Genomic DNA, 16,733 nt, shown 5'->3' on the forward strand with positions numbered 1-16,733 from the left:
GAAATAATGTATTGCGCAACGTCATTTCACAGAGAATAAGGTCTGTGCTCCGACCAGCACAAATCATACAATATTTTACCGGATCAACTAACTTCAGGACGATGAAACCCTGAAATCATAAAAAAACCATTAAAATCAACATAAAAACCCATTCATCACTGGCGAGACTTTACGCCTCGCTCCCGCTCAGAAAAAATTTATTTTTCACCAACTGGTATAAATTCCTGCCAGGAAGATTTAATACACAACAGTGATTAATACAGAGCTCAATATTAGCATTATTAACGAAGTTTATAGGATACGGTAATTCTTCCTGAATCAGCCTTCTGGAGATTCTTTTCTTTTTCCACCTTAAAGATGAAGCGAATAATACCCTGTGTAATACTCATGTTCAGGTCTTTGCTTTGGCAGAAACTGCCGGTGGAAAAAATGCCCGTCAGCGCAACGTCGATTTATGGCGCTTGGTCGAAGCCGGATGCAGTAGCAGCTCAGCAGCCGGACGGATGGGGCGTCGCACCAGCTCCCCGCCACAGTTGGGGCAACGTTCATGCAGAACCTCGCTGGCACAGCTGGCGCAGAAGGTACATTCGAACGAACAGATACGCGCGTCAGGTGCTTCCGGCGGTAAATCTTTATCGCAGCATTCACAGTTGGGACGTAATTCCAGCATGGTTTTCTCCTGTCGGTAAAATGCCATCATCGCGGGTGGCGAGGGTACGTGACCAGCCCCTGGCCGGACGAAGCAGGGACAAATCGGGACATCAGCTGGCCGGTTTCCCGTCATCCGAATTTGTTCCATTCCTCTTCAGACCTTCTATAGTTCATTCGTCCCCATTTTCTAAGAGACGTGTTAATGCAAGTTAAAGGATTGAATATCGGCTTTTTCATTGTCATCCTGGCAATTGTCACGGTGGCGTTTTTTGATGTGCTCGCACCTTACTTCTCCGCCATTTTGTGGGCGGCAATTCTGGCGGTGATTTTCCATCCGCTGAAATCACTGCTGCGGCAAAAACTGGGGGATCGTAATGGACTGGCTTCGCTGATTACGCTGCTGATTATCTGCCTGATCGTCTTCACACCGCTGGCGATCGTCACGTCGTCGCTGGTGGTGGAGATCAATACTGTCTACAACAAACTGCAAAACAACTCCTCGCAGTTTCCAGCGGTGTTTGCCGATTTGTTTCAGCATCTGCCCGGGTGGGCGCGCAGTTACCTGTCTGACCATCACCTGAATAATGCCGCGCAAATTCAGGAAAAACTCTCCGGTTTTGCCCTCAAGGGTGGCCAGTACATGGCAGGGAGCGTGTTCATCATTGGCAAAGGTACCTTCACCTTTACCGTGGGTTTTGGCGTGATGCTGTACCTGCTGTTTTTCCTGCTGAAAGACGGTGCCTGGCTGGTCAGCCTGATCCTTGAATCACTGCCGCTCTCCACTCACGTTAAGCATCACCTGCTGCTGAAATTTGCCGCCGTATCCCGCGCCACGGTTAAAGGAACAGTGGTGGTCGCGATAGTTCAGGGGGTACTGGGGGGACTGGCCTTCTGGTTCACTGGCATTGACGGCAGTCTGCTGTGGGGCGCGCTGATGGCGTTCCTGTCACTGGTTCCGGCGATTGGTTCCGCGATCGTGTGGGTACCGGCAACCATTTTCTTCTTCGCCACCGGCGCGCTGTGGAAAGGGTTCTTCCTGATCGGCTTTTTCGTCGTGGTGGTGGGTCTGGTGGATAATATTCTGCGCCCCTTGCTGGTGGGGAAAGACACCAAAATGCCGGACTATATGATTTTGATTGCCACCCTCGGCGGTATGGAAGTGTATGGCATCAACGGCTTCGTTATCGGCCCCCTCATCGCCGCGCTGTTTATCGCCTGCTGGAATCTGCTCTCCGGGCGTGACAATCGCGATAACGTTGAGGAAATTGACGAAGAATTTATCGAAGAGGGTAAAAAACGCGATTGAGGGCGAGTGCCGAACGGCACCCGCCACGAGAATTATCGCACCATCCCCTGCTCGCCTGATGCACGCCAGCCGCGCGTCAGGCGTTTCTCTATCTCCACCAGCACAAAGATACCGGCGCTGACCACTAAGGCGATCAACCAGTATTTCAGCGGCAGCGGTTGCGTACCAAACAAGGTGTTCATCAACGGCACATAGATGATCAACGCCTGGAGCAGAATCAGCACCACGGTCACCAGCCAGATCCCCCGATTCTTCAGCAGGCCAGCATCCAGTGAGAAGCCGTCGCTATTACGGCAGTTGAGCATATACACCCACTGCGCCGTGACCAGCATCTGCAACAGCACGGTGCGGATAAATTCCGGGCTGTAACCGCGTGGCTGTAACCAGGCTTCCAGCATAAAGGCGCTGACCGAGATCAGCAGGCCGACAAACACCACACGCCAGATGGCGAACCCATCCATCACATTGCTGCGCACGTTACGTGGTGGACGCCGCATGATGTTCTGTTCCGCCGGTTCAAAGGCGAGGCCAAAGGAGAGCGTGGCGGAAGTCGCCATATTCATCCACAGAATCTGCACCGGGGTTAACGGCAACAGGTTGCCCATCAGAATAGCAATGATGATCAATAACCCCTGAGCAAAACAGGTCGGCATCACAAACAGGATAGTTTTCTTCAGGTTATCATAGACACGACGCCCCTCTTTGACCGCCGCAGCGATGGTCGCGAAGTTGTCATCGGCGAGGATCATATCTGCGGATTCTTTGGTCACTTCCGTGCCCTTGATCCCCATCGCAATACCCACGTTGGCCTGCTTCAGCGCAGGCGCATCATTCACGCCATCGCCGGTCATACCAACAATTTCGCCAACCGACGCCAGCGCCTTCACCAGGCGCAGCTTATGCTCCGGGCTGGTGCGGGCAAAAATGTCATACTTCTGCGCCGCCACGCTCAGCTCGGCATCATCCATATGCTCCAGCTGATAACCGGTCACCGCCGCCTGACTGTTGCCGATGCCCAGCATCTGACCGATCGCCATCGCCGTTTCCTGATGATCGCCAGTGATCATCTTCACGCGGATACCGGCCTGCTGGCAGTCACGAATGGCGGTAATGGCTTCCGGACGCGGCGGATCCATCATGCAGGCGAGGCCAAGCAACACCATGCCCTCATGCAGATCGTCATGTTCCAGCGTCTGTTTAGCTGCCGGTAACCAGCGCCATGCGGCGGCCACGGTGCGTAAACCTTCACTGGCGTAGGTGCTGATGGCTTGCTCCCAATACGCACTATCGAGCGGCGCGACGCCCTGATCACCCTGCTGCTGCTGGCACAGAGACAGCAGCACATCCGGCGCACCGGTCAGCATAATGCCGGGTTTGCCATCAATGACCGCACTGACCGCCTGATATTTGTACAGCGAATCAAACGGCAGCTTACTGACCACGTCAACCCTGTCGGACCTGATACCCGCTTTTGCCGCCAGCACCTTTAACGCCCCTTCGGTAGGGCCGCCGACGATGCCCCAATGACCGCTGGCGTCCTGATGCAGCTGGCTTTCATTGCAGATATCGACAATCCGTAAAAAGCCCTGCAACACCTCATCCTGTGCCGCAGGCACGCCGCTGGCACTGACTTCGGCGTGAAATTCACCTTTGGGTTCATAGCTATCGCCGCTAATACGCCACTGGCTATCGGCCAGCACCACCGCCTTCACCGTCATCTCGTTCATGGTCAGAGTGCCGGTTTTGTCGGAGCAGATCACTGACATCGCCCCGAGGGTTTCCACCGTCGGCAATTTGCGAATAATGGCCTGATTGCGCGCCATCGACTGCACACCAAGAGACAAAATGATGGAGATAATGGCCGGCAACCCTTCCGGCACCGCCGCCACCGCCAGGCTGATCACCGACAGCAACAACTCCCCCAGCGGGATGTCGCGCAGCAGAAAACCAAACACGAACAGACCCGCCATCATCAGCAGAATGATGGCGAAAATGGCTTTACCGAGTTTATCGATCTGCACCAGCAACGGTGTTTTTGCCTCCTCAATCGAGGAGATCATCGCATTGATATGCCCCAGTTCAGTGTCGCCACCGGTGGCAATCACCATACCCATGGCAGTACCGGAGCTAACGGTGGTGCCGGAATAAGCCAGATTGAAACGGTCACCGAGAGATTTTTCCCCCTCCAGCGCAGCGGTGTTTTTCGACACCACGGTGGATTCACCGGTCAGAATCGCTTCTTCAACGCGCAGATTATGGACTTCGAACAGACGCAAGTCGGCCGGGACCTTGTCGCCTGGACGCAACATCACCACATCCCCTGGCACGATATTTTGCGTTGCCACAGTAGCCTGCAACCCTTCACGCAACACGATGGCATCGTTCGACAGCATATTCTGAATGCTTTTCAATGACTTCTCGGCGTTACTTTCCTGGATAAACCCAATCAGCGCGTTGATGACAGCAACGCCGAGAATGACAAAGGTATCGACCCAGTGGCCCATCAGCGCGGTGATCACCGCAGCAGCCAGCAGGATATAAATCAGCACATCTTTAAAGTGGGCAATAAAACGCATGAAGGCAGATTTTCCCCGCTTCTGCGGCAGAACATTAGGACCATGATCGCGCAGCCGCGCCTGTGCCTCTTCACCACTTAATCCTGACGGTGAGCTATTTAATGCCGTAAATGCCGCCGAACTCTCTTGCTGATATAAAGGCCGATCGGATGCTTCCGTTCGCCTCGCCTCAAAAGGAATGATGTTCATAATTACCCCGCGCAATTTACTCAATTAATGAAAAGCAAAATAAAAATGACACTTTAATAATATTTCCCGCTAGCGTGATGACCGATATCATGTTTTCTTCAGTTAAAAGCTGCCACGATAATTCAGTACGGGCTAGTAACATGGGTAAATTATTATCAGGGTAAGAAGATTCTAACCCACAAATAATAAGAGGTTATTGGCTGTTTATTCTGTTTTTGACAGACGAAAATGGATCAATGTAAACCATGAAAAAAACAATTAGTTATATTAGTTATCTTCTTTGTGTTTGGCGCTGTTATCGCTACTACATTAGTAGGCCTGCTGACCTTTAATATCGTGTCATGGCTGGCTGTGTAGCACAAACAACATTTAACCGGAGTTAAACGGAGGTGGGGAAATTTAATTATCACAGAAAATATTGCGGGTAATCAGTATTTCGTCTGGGATATGCCTTTATATTCCCCCCCACTGTTACTTACAGGGACGAAGAAAATGAATAACTGGCCGATACTCACCGCACTGCTGTGCTGTCTGGTTCTTATTGGTTGTGATAATAAGAAAATAACGGGAATGATAGTGCCGCACGTTATTAAATCCACTGAATCAAAACATAATGCTGAAGGCCCGCGCCTGGTTCCGGCTCATATTGATACCGGCGCGAAAAACATGCTGTCACTGGAGAGGATTTTCAGCATGCCGGAAAATCTGTATATCAGTTTCGATGCGCAAAACGTCAGCAGCTAGCCAGCGCCAGGTTGTAGCGGCGCGATTTATCGCGCAATTCATCACGCCGCCATGGCTCAGAACGACTCCACCCGACCAATTTCCGGCATCAATATCCATTCGGCGCTGTCGTTCCACACATCCATTTTCACGATCAATCCGTCGCGGACTTCATAACGATCCAGATAACGGTTGCCAGCAAAAGGCTGACCATCCGGCCATTCCCCATACAGCGTGCCGTTGGAGTACACCACCACATGATCGCCGCGATCCATCCAGTCAAACTGCCCGAGCGACTTCTTCACCCATTTATAACGCGCACCATTAAAATCGGTGATCCCTTTAGTGGTGGGAAACTCACGTTTACCGGTAAAGGTAATGCTCACCTGCGGATGCATATAGGTTGCAGCTAACACCGCATCGGGTGCCATCGATGCCGCCAGAAACTTCTTCACCACTTCTACTGCCTGCTCAATACCAGACATAACGCCCCCTGAAGGTAATTTGCACAACGCTGGCGCACCAGCACCAAAATGGCGCAGTTTTTCCGCTAACTTGCGGCAAAAACCGCCTGTTTCTAAGCAATATCAAACTGGCATCGTAATTGCTAGAAATAAAAATATTATTGCTAGCAATCTACCTGAGGTGAGAGATGTCCGGAAAATCGTTACTGAAAAACTGGCGTAAATGCGCTGTCGTGACTGTGATGAGCATGATGTCAGCAGCCGCTATCGCAGCGGAACCGATCAAAGTCGGCCTGGTCACGGCCTTATCCGGTCAGTCAGCAAAATCAGGTGAAGCCCTGACGCGCGGGCTGACCATCGCCATCAACGAGATCAACGCAGCTGGTGGTGTGAAAGGCCATCCGCTGGAGCTGGTACGCCGTGATGACGAAAGTAACCCCGGCAAAGGGATGCTGGCAGCTCGTGAGTTGATCCAACGGGAAAAAGTCGCCGTGCTGTTTGGTGGCCTCGATACCCCGGTATCTCTGGCGATCGTCCCGCTGGCTAATCAATTGAAAACCCCGTTTGTCGGACTGTGGGCCGCCGGTACTGGCATTACCCATAACGGTGCGAAGGAAAACTACGTGTTCCGCGTCTCTGCCGTGGATGAGCTGGTGGATGAAGCGCTGGTGGAATACGCCAGCGAAAAGAAAGGCATGAAAAAAGCCGGCATGATTCTGGTCAACAACCCATGGGGTGAATCAAACGAGAAAGGCTTCCGTGCCGCGTTGCAGAAAAACAACATCCCGGTAGCGGGCGTCGAGCGTATTGAAGACAGCGATGTTGATTTGGTGCCGCAGCTGACCCGACTGAAAAACGACGGTGCCGACACCCTGCTGATGGTCGGCAACGTCGGACCTTCTGCTCAGGTGGTCAAATCGCTGCATAAGATGAACTGGCAGGTGCCGGTGGTTTCGCACTGGGGACCAGCCGGTGGACGCTTCAGCGAGCTGGCAGGGCCGGGAGCCGATCAGGTGACCTTTATCCAGACCTTTGTCTTCACCGACCACAATTCGGCCAAAGGCAACCAGGTGATGGATGAACTGAAAAAACAGTATCCGCAAATCAAAGGGTTGGCAGATGTCACCCCGGCTGTGGGTATCGCCAACGCCTACGATGCGATGCACCTGACAGCGATGGCACTTAACAACGCCAGCAGCCTCGATGGCACGACCATTCGCGACGGTTTCTACGCCATCAAAGACTATGACGGGCTGATTAAGCACTACCAGCAACCGTTCACAGTGCAGCAGCACGATGCGCTGGGACCAAAAGATTATGTTTTCGCCCAGTTCAAAGGCGAGCAGATCCTGCCAGTCGCTGAGTAAGGAGACGGATTATGTGGAGCACTGCCCTGTCCACCGGACTGAGTCTCGGCAGCATGTATGCCCTGCTGGCGCTGGGTTTTCACATCACCTGGATTGTATCGCGCACCCTGAATTTTGCTCAGGGTAGCGCGATGATGGTCGGTGCTACCCTTGGCTACAGTTTGTACGTGACATTTGGCTGGCCCTTGTGGCTGGCCTTACCCGCCACGCTGCTGTGCTGCGCGCTGTATGGTGTGGTGATTGAACGCCTGCTGGTGCGCCCGTTTGTGGCGCGCAATTCTGAAGCCTGGCTGATGGCAACGGTGGCGGGCGGGATCCTGGTCGATAACCTCGCGATGTTCACCTTTGGTAAAGAACCGCGCCAGTTCCCGGTGACCGACGTCACCTTTACCCTGTTCGGTACCTCATGGTCACTGATCAACCTGCTGATCCCTCTGACCGGTGTAGTGATCGTCGTGGCTCTGACGCTGGTGCGGCGTTACAGCCGCATCGGCAAAGTGCTGGAAGCCACGGTACAAAATCCGCGTGCTGCGCAGTTAATGGGGATTCGGGTCAACCGGGTGGTGGCTGCGGCCTTCGCCCTCTCTACCGTATTTGCCGCGCTGGCGGGTTTGCTGATCGCTCCCTTGTTCAGCATCCAAAGTGATATGGGCACGCTATTCGGGCTGAAAGCCTTTGCGGTGGCGATTCTTGGTGGCCTCGCCAGTAGCAGCGGTATCTGGGTTGCCGGTTTATTGTTTGGCCTCAGCGAAGCGCTGGTCACACTGTGGTTTGGTTCCGCCTTCACGCAAATCTTCACTTTCTCGCTGGTGATTCTGGCGCTGGCGCTGCGTCCGAACGGTTTGTTTGGGCAAAAATTAAGGGTAAAAGTATGATCAAAACCCTCCCCTTCAATGCATTCGCGCTGGTGGCCGTCGCGCTGCTGAGCCTGCTACTGCCCTTCGTGCTCGGCAGCTATGCCCTGCTGGTGTTTTCGTTGTTTGCCCTCGCCGTCACCACGGTGGTCGGGCTGAATATTTTGCTGGGACTGAGCGGGCAAATCTCCTTCGGTCATATCGCTTTTTATGCCATCGGAGCCTATATCTCAGCAGGGCTGACCATGAACGGCGTGCCACTGGGCGTCGCGATGCTGGCAGCCATGCTGGTATGTGGTGTGATTGGCGGGCTGCTGGCGATTCCGGCGTTGCGTGTCAGCGGTCCGTTCCTGGCGATGATCACCATCGCCTTTGCGCTGGTGGTGCGCCATGTCTTGATTGAGTGGCGCGAGGTGACAGGCGGCTCGAACGGGCTGATGGGGATCCCGATGCCGGACTTTGGCCCGCTGGATCCCACCGTGGGTCTGGCGCTGTGTTGCGCCCTGCTGATGATTGTGGCGCTGACGCTGTTTGCCCGTCTGCAACGCAGCCAGTGGGGACTGGCAATGCGTGCCGTCAAGGCCAGCGATATTGCCGCGCGCTCGCTGGGTTTTAATCCGGTGGTGAGCAAAACTCTGGCGTTTACCCTCTCCGCCATGCTGGCCAGTGCTGCCGGAACCCTGGTTGCGCCACTGATGATGTTTATCAACCCGGACTCCTTCCCTTTTTCTCAATCGATCCTGTTTGTGCTGGCTGTGGTGGTGGGCGGCAGCGGCACGCTGTTCGGCCCGGTGCTCGGTGCGCTGTTGATTGTGGTACTGCCGGAGCTGCTATCATCCTTTGCCGAGTATCGTCTGCTGATTTTCGCCGTGCTGCTGCTCAGCGTACTGTGGCTGGCACCGCGTGGCCTGCTGGGTACACTGGCGCGCTGGCTGGTCAAACCCGCTCCGCAATTTGCCCCGGACACCCCGGATGAATCTCTACTGCAACGCCACTTCCAGCGTGCGGGCCAGGATGTCCTGAAAGTTGAAGGTATTGGCATCCGTTTTGGTGGCGTGCAGGCGGCAAAAGACGTCAGCTTCAACGTACGCGCCGGAGAAATCCTTGGACTGATGGGACCAAACGGGGCCGGTAAGACCACGGTGCTGAATATGATCAGCGGGTTCTATCGGGCCGACAGCGGCAGCATCCGTCTGCACCAGGAACTGCGTGGTCTGCCTGCGTGGCGGGTGGCGCGTGCCGGTATCGCCCGCACCTATCAAACCACCCAGCTATTCAGCGGCATGAGCGTACTGGAAAACCTGCTGGTGGCGCAGCAGCGTGGCCGTCAGGGCTTGCCGTGGCGTCATCCGGGCCAGGAGGCACAGGCGGTGGCGATGGCATTGCTGGCGCTGGTGGGATATCGCGGTTCGGTGCACACTCCGGCAGAAGATCTGCCCCATGTTGATCGTCGTCTGGTGGAGATTGCCCGTGCGCTGGCGCTGGATCCCGCCCTGTTGTTGCTGGATGAACCTGCCGCCGGACTGAGCCGGGAAGAAACCGACGCATTGATCCCGCTGCTGCGTCGTCTGGCTGGCTTTGGCCTGGCGGTGATCGTTGTTGAACACGACATGGCACTGGTGATGGCCGTGAGCGACCGTTTGCAGGTGCTGGATGCCGGTAAGCCGCTGGCACAGGGTAACCCGGCTGAAGTGCAGCGCAATCCAGCAGTGATCGCCGCCTATCTCGGCGGTACAGAATATCGCGGCAAGCCACGCGTGATGCCGCTGCGATCCACCGGCGAACCTGGCCTGGTGGTGGATAAGCTGACGCTGGATTATGGTGCTGCGCCGGTGGTGCGTAATGTCAGCTTTACCGTAAATCCGGGCGAAACCGTCGCCATCCTCGGGGCGAACGGAGCCGGAAAATCAACCATTCTGCAAACGCTGGCGGGCCTGCATCCGGCACGCAGCGGCGCGATCTATCTGCACGATCATTCGATCAAGGAACTCAATGCCGCCCAGATCGCCGCTCGCGGCCTGGCGCTGGTACCGGAGGGCCGTCAGCTGTTCCCGCAAATGACCGTGCTGGAAAACCTGTTGATCGGCCAATATGCCTGTAGCCAACGCCTCGATCCGCAGGCAGAAGTGGAGTCGATTCTGCGCCGCTTCCCCCGTCTGCGCGAACGTCTGCACAGCCAGGCGGGGCTGCTTTCTGGCGGTGAGCAGCAAATGGTGGCCATTGGTCGCGGGTTGATGTCCCGCCCCTCGATCCTGTTGCTGGATGAACCCAGCCTGGGCTTGTCGCCAGCGATGATTGGCGAGTTATATGATGCGCTGGCGGGATTACGTAATGAAGGCGTCACGCTACTGCTGGTCGATCAGATGGCTAACCTCGCCCTGACCATTGCTGACCGGGCGCTGGTGCTGGAATCGGGTGAAGTGGTGAAAGCCGGACGTGCGCAGGATTTGCTGGCGCAGGCGGATCTGGCAGAAGCCTGGCTGGGAGCAGGAAACGCATGAAGCGACTCACCATAATCAACGCCCGCGTGCCGGGTGAAGATGCATTGCAGACCCTGCACATCGCCGGGGAGTATTTTGTTGCTACGCAGCATGGAGCGGCAGAAACGCTGGATTTTGCCGGTGCGCTGGTGCTGCCCGGTCTGCTGGAAACCCATATTCACCTCGACAAAGCCTGCATCATTGATCGTTGTCATCAGCAGGACGGTACGCTGGCTGAGGCGATTCGTGAAACGGCACGCGCCAAAGCCGATTTCAGTGAAGAAGATGTTTATCAACGCGGCGCCCGCGTGCTGGAGCAAGCCATTGCGCAGGGTACCACGCGTATGCGTACCCATATCGAAATCGATCCAGTGGTCGGTCTGAAAGGTTTTCGTGCCATCCGCCGTTTACAGACGGAATATGCCTGGGCGATGGATCTGCAACTTTGCGTGTTTCCGCAGGAAGGGATGCTGAATAATCCCGGCACCGAGGAACTGTTGTGTGAAGCGCTGGCATCGGGCGCGGATCTGCTGGGGGGATGTCCGTATACCGACAGCGATCCGGCTGGACAGATTCGCAGGCTATTCGCCCTGGCCCAGCGCTATGATGTCGATATCGACTTCCACCTTGATTTCGATCTCGCGCCAGAGAATCGGCTGATTGACTGCGTAATCGATGAAACGCAAGGTGCCAACTGGGGTGGCCGCGTTACTGTTGGGCACGTCACTAAGCTGTCGATTCTGGCCAGGGATAAGCTGCATGAGTTAGGCCGGAAACTGGCCGGGGCCGGAGTGCAGGTCACTGCCCTGCCCGCCACCGACCTGTTCCTCACCGCACGCGATCGCTTTGCACTGCAACCGCGTGGTGTAGCTCCGCTGGATGAACTGGATCGCTGCGGCGTGGTGTGTTCGCTCTCCACCAACAATATCGCCAATCCCTTTACGCCGTTTGGCGATGCTTCGCTGGTGCGTCAGGCAAATTTGTTCGCCAACGTGCGTCAGTTAGGAACACAGGCGGATTTGCTACGCTGCCTGAGCTGGATCTCCAGCCAGTCTGCAAAGCTGTTGCGCTTAACCGACTACGGGTTAGCACCGGGATGTCTGGCTGATATGGTGGTGTTTGATGTGGAGCGCGCAGACCAGATTGTGGCGCAGATAGCGCCGCCGATCGCCGGATTTAAGCGCGGGCGGCAAACCTTTTCCCGTCCGCAGGCAACGCTCTATCGTCCCTGAAGGCCTGAAGCGGCGGCGCACGGAATTGCGCCGCTAAATCAATGCCTGAGTAAGCGACAAATCCTCAGAAACCACTTCGGTTAAATCCAGCTCGGCTTCCAGCTCATCCAGATGCGCCAGCATGGTTTGCTGCGCTTCTGCAATATTGCCCGCTTTTAATGCCGCCAGAATGGCTCCATGTTCAGCACACTGACAGGACGGCACATCATTGCGTTGGTAGAGCGCCACTATCAGGGAACTGCGCACCATCAGGTTGGACAGGATCTCGCTCAGCACCTTGTTGCCGCTGACCTTTGCCAGCAGCAGATGAAACGCACTTAATTCACGCACAATGTGGCGACGGTCCTGTTGCCCGGTGGCAGCATGTTCCGCCGTTTGCTGCGCCTCTATCTCATCGGCAAACTGCGCCATTTGCTCAGGGGTGATGGAGGCAACAATGGCGCTCTCAATTGCCCGACGCGCGATAAAAATCTCGCGCGCTTCGGACGCTTCGGGATGTGCCACCATCGCCCCGATATTCGGTTCAATGGTGACAATATGCTGCAACGCCAGGCGCTGCAAAGCGGCCTGAACATGGTTGCGATTGGCTTTCAGCGCCTCAACAATCTGCGCTTCGACTAAGCGCCGACCGGGCTTTAGACGATGCTGCGCAATGGCCAGCGACAACGCATCAACAATACGCTGCACTTCTCGCTGTTTCGCGGTGGCGACCTGACTCATTCTGACCTCTTCCCGGGCTGATTATTGCCGTATCTTACCATCCTGAGCACCAGTTGCAGAACGGCTTGTGATGGAAATTGCGTGCGTCATCAGAGAGGGAAATGATTGTCAAATATCAATATTTAGCTAACAAGTATGAAGAGAGGGTTCTTATGCCAATTGTTTTTTTGGTATAACAACTTTTCAAACCTGTCAGACATCAACCTCTGCTTTGAAAAGTTGCATGCTAAGGACGCCTCATGGCTTTATCTGATTCAACCGGGGACGATATTTCCCGTTCTGGTTCGGGCCGCATTTCAGGGCTGGCGCTGCTGGTGGCGAGCGCATTCTTTATGGAATTCCTTGATGGCACGGTGATCGCTACCGCGTTGCCGGATATGGCGAAAGCGTTTGGTGTCTCCGCCGTCGATCTGAATATTGGTATCAGTGCTTATTTGCTGACGCTGGCAGTATTAATTCCGGCCAATGGCTGGGTGGCGGAACGCTTTGGAGCACGGAATGTCTTCACCCTCGCGCTGAGTATTTTTACCCTGTCATCACTGTTCTGCGGCCTGACGCATAACGTCACAGAATTCATATTGATGCGAATTCTGCAAGGCGTTGGCGGTGCCATGATGGTGCCTGTCGGACGTCTGGTGGTACTGCGTACCACACCTAAAAATCAGCTGATAAAAGCCATTGCTACCCTGACATGGCCCGCGCTGGTGGCCCCGATCATCGGACCACCGCTGGGGGGATTTATCACCACTTACGCCAGCTGGCACTGGATCTTTTTCCTCAACGTGCCTCTGGGGATTATCGCCATCGTGCTGTCCCTGCGCATGATGCCAAATCAGTCGGCGCACGAGCGACGTTCATTCGATTTCACCGGATTTGTTGCCACGGGCATCACGATGCTGTGCCTGGTCGCCGGGCTGGAGATGCTGAGCCAGCAAAGCACAAACCTGGCGAGTGCGGCGGTGACAATTGCCATCGGGCTGGGAACGCTGGTCTGGAGCATCCGGCATTTGCGCCGCAGCAAAGCGCCGCTGATTGGGCTGTCATCACTGGCTGTCCCCTCTTTCCGCATCACCATGCGTGGAGGATTTCTGTTGCGCGCCACTATCAGCTCCGCTCCGTTTATGCTACCGCTGATGTTTCAGGTGGGTTTTGGCATGAACGCATTTCAGGCAGGCTCTCTGGTGCTGGCGGTATTTGCTGGCAACCTGGCGATGAAACCCGCCACGACTCCGCTGATTCGTTACTTTGGCTTCCGTAAATTGCTGATTGGTAATGGAGTGGCTTGTGTGTTGACGCTGTTGTTGTGTGCGTTCCTCACACCAACATCGCCGCATGTGATTACGCTGTTACTGCTTTTCTTAGGGGGGCTAAGCCGCTCGATGCAATTTACTGGGATTAGTTCACTGGCGTTTGCCGAAGTGCCAGCCCAGGAAATGAGTTCGGCGAATACGTTATTCAGTACCTCACTGCAACTGGCGAATGGGCTGGGTGTAACACTGGGGGCGCTGTGTATTCGGTTGGGAACGGTGCTGGGGGATGATTTAGGCTACGGATCGGTGCCCGGTATGGGGTTTAAGGTCGGGTTTGTGGTGATTGCGGTTATTACGCTAATTGGGGTGGTGGATATGGTGAGGCTGGCACCGGATGCGGGGAGGAATGTTTCGGCCCCTACAGGATTGAAAAGTAAGGTGTAGTTTGATGATTTATAATCATAAATCCTGTTCAATTTTCTTTTGATGCCCCCGGAAGTGCCCCCGAAAAATACGTGAAATGTTTGCTGGGCACAAAAAGACATGAGGGAATATGGGTACGCTTTCCAATTCCCCTCTACTCATAGAATTATCTATGTCTGCTTACTGACGGAAAACCCCTCAAAAATAGACATATAAATCAATTAAATGAACCCATTTTTTTTACAAAGAATACTAACTTTAGCTGAGTTATCGCATCTCATTTTTCAGAAATTATGAGTTTTCGGCGCTGATTATCAGCCAAAATGTTGTTATAAATTACTCTTATCAAAGCTGATACCATCCCATTAACTACATGGAAGAACACAATTTTGGATGACCAATCACCTCATGTTGTTGAGATCATAAGGCGCATCAGGGAAGGCAGCACAGAGCCATTTTTATGCCGATGTGACGATGGCTTCATGTACGTTGTCAAATCAATGCCAACGATGCCACCTCGTCAATTGATTGCCGAATTTATCTCTGCATGCCTTGCCTGTGACGTTGGTCTTCCGTTCCCAGAATTCACGATTGTGTACGTTCCTGAAGAGTTAGTAGAGTTCATACCTGATCTAAGAAACGAGATAAAAGCAGGGTATGCTTTTGCTACCAGATACGTAGAAAACGCCGTGTCGCTCTCTTTCGCTCAATCCCGTAATGACAACATCATTCCACTCAACGACCAGAAGATGATCTATGTCTTTGATAGATGGATAATAAATGTCGATAGAACCCTTTCGGACAAAGGCGGAAACGTTAATATGCTATTGGACGTGAAAGACAATAGGTATTACCTTATTGATCACAATCTGGCCTTTGATCAGAATGCTACATTACGTGATTTCAACGAGCATGTTTTCTCTCATCTGACCAGAAGTTGGCAGATCGACATGGTTGACCGACTGGCTCATCGTGAAAAGCTTTTGAAAACATACCGTAAGATGCCTCTTTTTTGGGAAAATATACCTGAATCATGGCTTTCTGAAGATCAATTTGCAGCTATCATCGATACGACCCTCGAAAGAGCAACCGGCGATGATTTTTGGAGCAGCATCATATGACAACGCCTTGCTTATACAGCATCGTGAGATTTTCTCCTTACCCGGAAACTGAAGAGTTTGCGAACGTAGGGGTAGTTGTCTGCGCTCCAAAGGAAAAATACTTTGATTTTCAGATGACTAAGAGAAATGACTCTCGTGTCCGCAATTTTTTCCATGATGACTGTATCTTCCCTATCGCTAAAGATGCCTTTTTTCAGGAACTTAGCTTTGCTAAAGCCAAATCTACAGAAGTAGTAGGCGCTCAACCTTTAGCCCAATTTTTCAATTACTTCACGGCCAAACGTGAATCAATATTTCATTTCAGCCCAGCACGCGTAGTTATGACCAGCAATCCTAAAGCTGAAATGGAGAGAATTTATAATAAGTATGTAAATCATGCTGATTACACTAAAACACGCAGAGAAGAAGTACTGGCCAAAGAGTTAAAAAATCGCATTGAGCGTATTGATGGTTTAAAAAATGTCTTCAAGAGCCAGACCATTAATGGTTACTTTGCCAAATTCTCTATGCCTCTTGTGGCTAAGCGCAATGAAATAATAACTCGCGCTATAAAACCTCTTGCCTTTGAACAGACTGAGCCGGGTAAGATGATGGAACATGGTGATACCTGGATCATGCGTGTTACCAGGGCGGCTGAAGAAAACCTTCTGAATCTTGAGAATGTACTTTTTACTATTGAAGAACCAGAAAACCCTAACTCTGGGCAAATAAAAGTTCTGAATTCAATAAAACGGACAATGGACAGCAAAAATATCTATCATTTGCCATCTAATGATGAAGATTTGGCTGTTAAATTTGCTATTTCTGCGAAAGGTTGAGTTTATTCATGATGGAAGTTATGACGGTAGCTTCCATTTACTCTTACTCTTTCAAAAAACCATATTTACCAAATGTAATTTCATCAAAATATTGAGCTGCATTCTAACTACTTAAACCCCAAAGAATTCAATATCACAGCATGGAGATTGGAAATGATAGCTCACTCACCGTACACAATCTCAAACCGAACCGAATGTATTCGAACTTTTTTCATACCCGGTATTTCGGGGCATTTTGAAGTTAGAAGCATGAAAAACCGCAAGCAGCGGCCATTAGTCATGATACTACGCTCTGCGTGGAAAATCATACCTGCCTACGGCCCCCCCTGTTATTATATTGGCCTTTGAGAAAAACGGTAAAGTATATAAGATATGCCAAGTTTCACTTTGGCAAGATATGAAAAACCTTGACATCAACTTTTCTAAACGCGCATTAGAACCCCTATCTAAAAGTGAATACTACAACGCAGAAAATCAAAAATTAATTTCAAAGTTATTGTCTAATACGAAAATAACTTCAAGCTGAGATCTTTGACAAGCAATCAATTAATCAACGAGA

13 protein-coding genes are annotated in these 16,733 nt (G+C 52.8%); 9 read left to right on the plus strand and 4 right to left on the minus strand.

The window, feature by feature from the left end; genetic code table 11:
• Nucleotides 1-436 precede the first annotated feature (436 nt).
• Entirely contained in the window at nt 437-670 is a 234-nt protein-coding gene (locus RCF31_RS07650; RefSeq protein ID WP_416412978.1) for a DUF1272 domain-containing protein, read from the minus strand.
• Between the two features lie 183 nt (nt 671-853).
• On the opposite strand from RCF31_RS07650, the gene RCF31_RS07655 reads away from it, so the two are divergent.
• Nucleotides 854-1,957 carry an AI-2E family transporter gene (locus RCF31_RS07655; protein WP_299454964.1) on the plus strand — a complete coding sequence of 368 codons (1,104 nt, stop codon included), beginning with the start codon at nt 854-856 and terminating at the stop codon, nt 1,955-1,957.
• A 32-nt stretch (nt 1,958-1,989) separates the two neighbouring features.
• On the opposite strand, the gene RCF31_RS07660 is transcribed toward RCF31_RS07655, so the two are convergent.
• Nucleotides 1,990-4,722 carry a cation-transporting P-type ATPase gene (locus tag RCF31_RS07660; protein WP_416412979.1) on the minus strand — a complete coding sequence of 911 codons (2,733 nt, stop codon included), beginning with the start codon at nt 4,720-4,722 and terminating at the stop codon, nt 1,990-1,992.
• 492 nt (nt 4,723-5,214) lie between these two features.
• Between RCF31_RS07660 and RCF31_RS07665 the strand changes: the two genes are divergently transcribed.
• Nucleotides 5,215-5,466: a hypothetical protein gene (locus RCF31_RS07665; RefSeq protein WP_416412980.1), complete on the plus strand. Its 252-nt coding sequence runs from the start codon at nt 5,215-5,217 to the stop codon at nt 5,464-5,466.
• A 56-nt stretch (nt 5,467-5,522) separates the two neighbouring features.
• Here the strand turns inward: RCF31_RS07665 and RCF31_RS07670 are convergent, their stop codons facing one another.
• Nucleotides 5,523-5,930, minus strand: coding sequence for a nuclear transport factor 2 family protein (locus RCF31_RS07670; RefSeq protein WP_416412981.1), 408 nt, complete (start codon nt 5,928-5,930; stop codon nt 5,523-5,525).
• A gap of 167 nt (nt 5,931-6,097) precedes the next feature.
• On the opposite strand from RCF31_RS07670, the gene RCF31_RS07675 reads away from it, so the two are divergent.
• The 4 genes from RCF31_RS07675 to RCF31_RS07690 are packed head-to-tail and all read left to right on the plus strand — an operon-like array spanning nt 6,098 to nt 11,842.
• Nucleotides 6,098-7,276 (plus strand): ABC transporter substrate-binding protein, encoded by a 1,179-nt coding sequence (locus RCF31_RS07675; protein WP_416412982.1) that lies wholly within the window; start codon nt 6,098-6,100, stop codon nt 7,274-7,276.
• 11 nt (nt 7,277-7,287) lie between these two features.
• The gene (locus RCF31_RS07680; protein WP_208714269.1) at nt 7,288-8,151 is read left to right on the plus strand and encodes a branched-chain amino acid ABC transporter permease; all 864 of its coding nucleotides are present in this window, start codon (nt 7,288-7,290) and stop codon (nt 8,149-8,151) included.
• The gene (locus RCF31_RS07685; protein WP_416412983.1) at nt 8,148-10,631 is read left to right on the plus strand and encodes an ATP-binding cassette domain-containing protein; all 2,484 of its coding nucleotides are present in this window, start codon (nt 8,148-8,150) and stop codon (nt 10,629-10,631) included. Before RCF31_RS07680 ends, RCF31_RS07685 begins: the two co-directional genes overlap by 4 nt.
• Nucleotides 10,628-11,842 carry an amidohydrolase family protein gene (locus tag RCF31_RS07690; protein ID WP_416412984.1) on the plus strand — a complete coding sequence of 405 codons (1,215 nt, stop codon included), beginning with the start codon at nt 10,628-10,630 and terminating at the stop codon, nt 11,840-11,842. Before RCF31_RS07685 ends, RCF31_RS07690 begins: the two co-directional genes overlap by 4 nt.
• Nucleotides 11,843-11,875: 33 nt before the next feature.
• Here RCF31_RS07690 and RCF31_RS07695 read toward each other — a convergent pair whose 3' ends face one another.
• Nucleotides 11,876-12,562 (minus strand): GntR family transcriptional regulator, encoded by a 687-nt coding sequence (locus tag RCF31_RS07695; protein WP_416412985.1) that lies wholly within the window; start codon nt 12,560-12,562, stop codon nt 11,876-11,878.
• Nucleotides 12,563-12,801: 239 nt separating this feature from the next.
• On the opposite strand from RCF31_RS07695, the gene RCF31_RS07700 reads away from it, so the two are divergent.
• The 3 genes from RCF31_RS07700 to RCF31_RS07710 all read left to right on the plus strand — a co-directional run bounded on the left by RCF31_RS07700 (nt 12,802) and on the right by RCF31_RS07710 (nt 16,174).
• Nucleotides 12,802-14,256: an MFS transporter gene (locus tag RCF31_RS07700; protein WP_416412986.1), complete on the plus strand. Its 1,455-nt coding sequence runs from the start codon at nt 12,802-12,804 to the stop codon at nt 14,254-14,256.
• Nucleotides 14,257-14,624: 368 nt separating this feature from the next.
• Nucleotides 14,625-15,356, plus strand: a complete 732-nt coding sequence (locus RCF31_RS07705) for a HipA family kinase (protein WP_416412987.1) — start codon at nt 14,625-14,627, stop codon at nt 15,354-15,356.
• Nucleotides 15,353-16,174 carry a DUF3037 domain-containing protein gene (locus tag RCF31_RS07710; RefSeq protein WP_416413234.1) on the plus strand — a complete coding sequence of 274 codons (822 nt, stop codon included), beginning with the start codon at nt 15,353-15,355 and terminating at the stop codon, nt 16,172-16,174. Before RCF31_RS07705 ends, RCF31_RS07710 begins: the two co-directional genes overlap by 4 nt.
• Nucleotides 16,175-16,733 lie beyond the last annotated feature (559 nt).

This window comes from Pantoea sp. App145 (genome assembly GCF_047947045.1).
Taxonomy (GTDB): Bacteria; Pseudomonadota; Gammaproteobacteria; order Enterobacterales; family Enterobacteriaceae; genus Pantoea.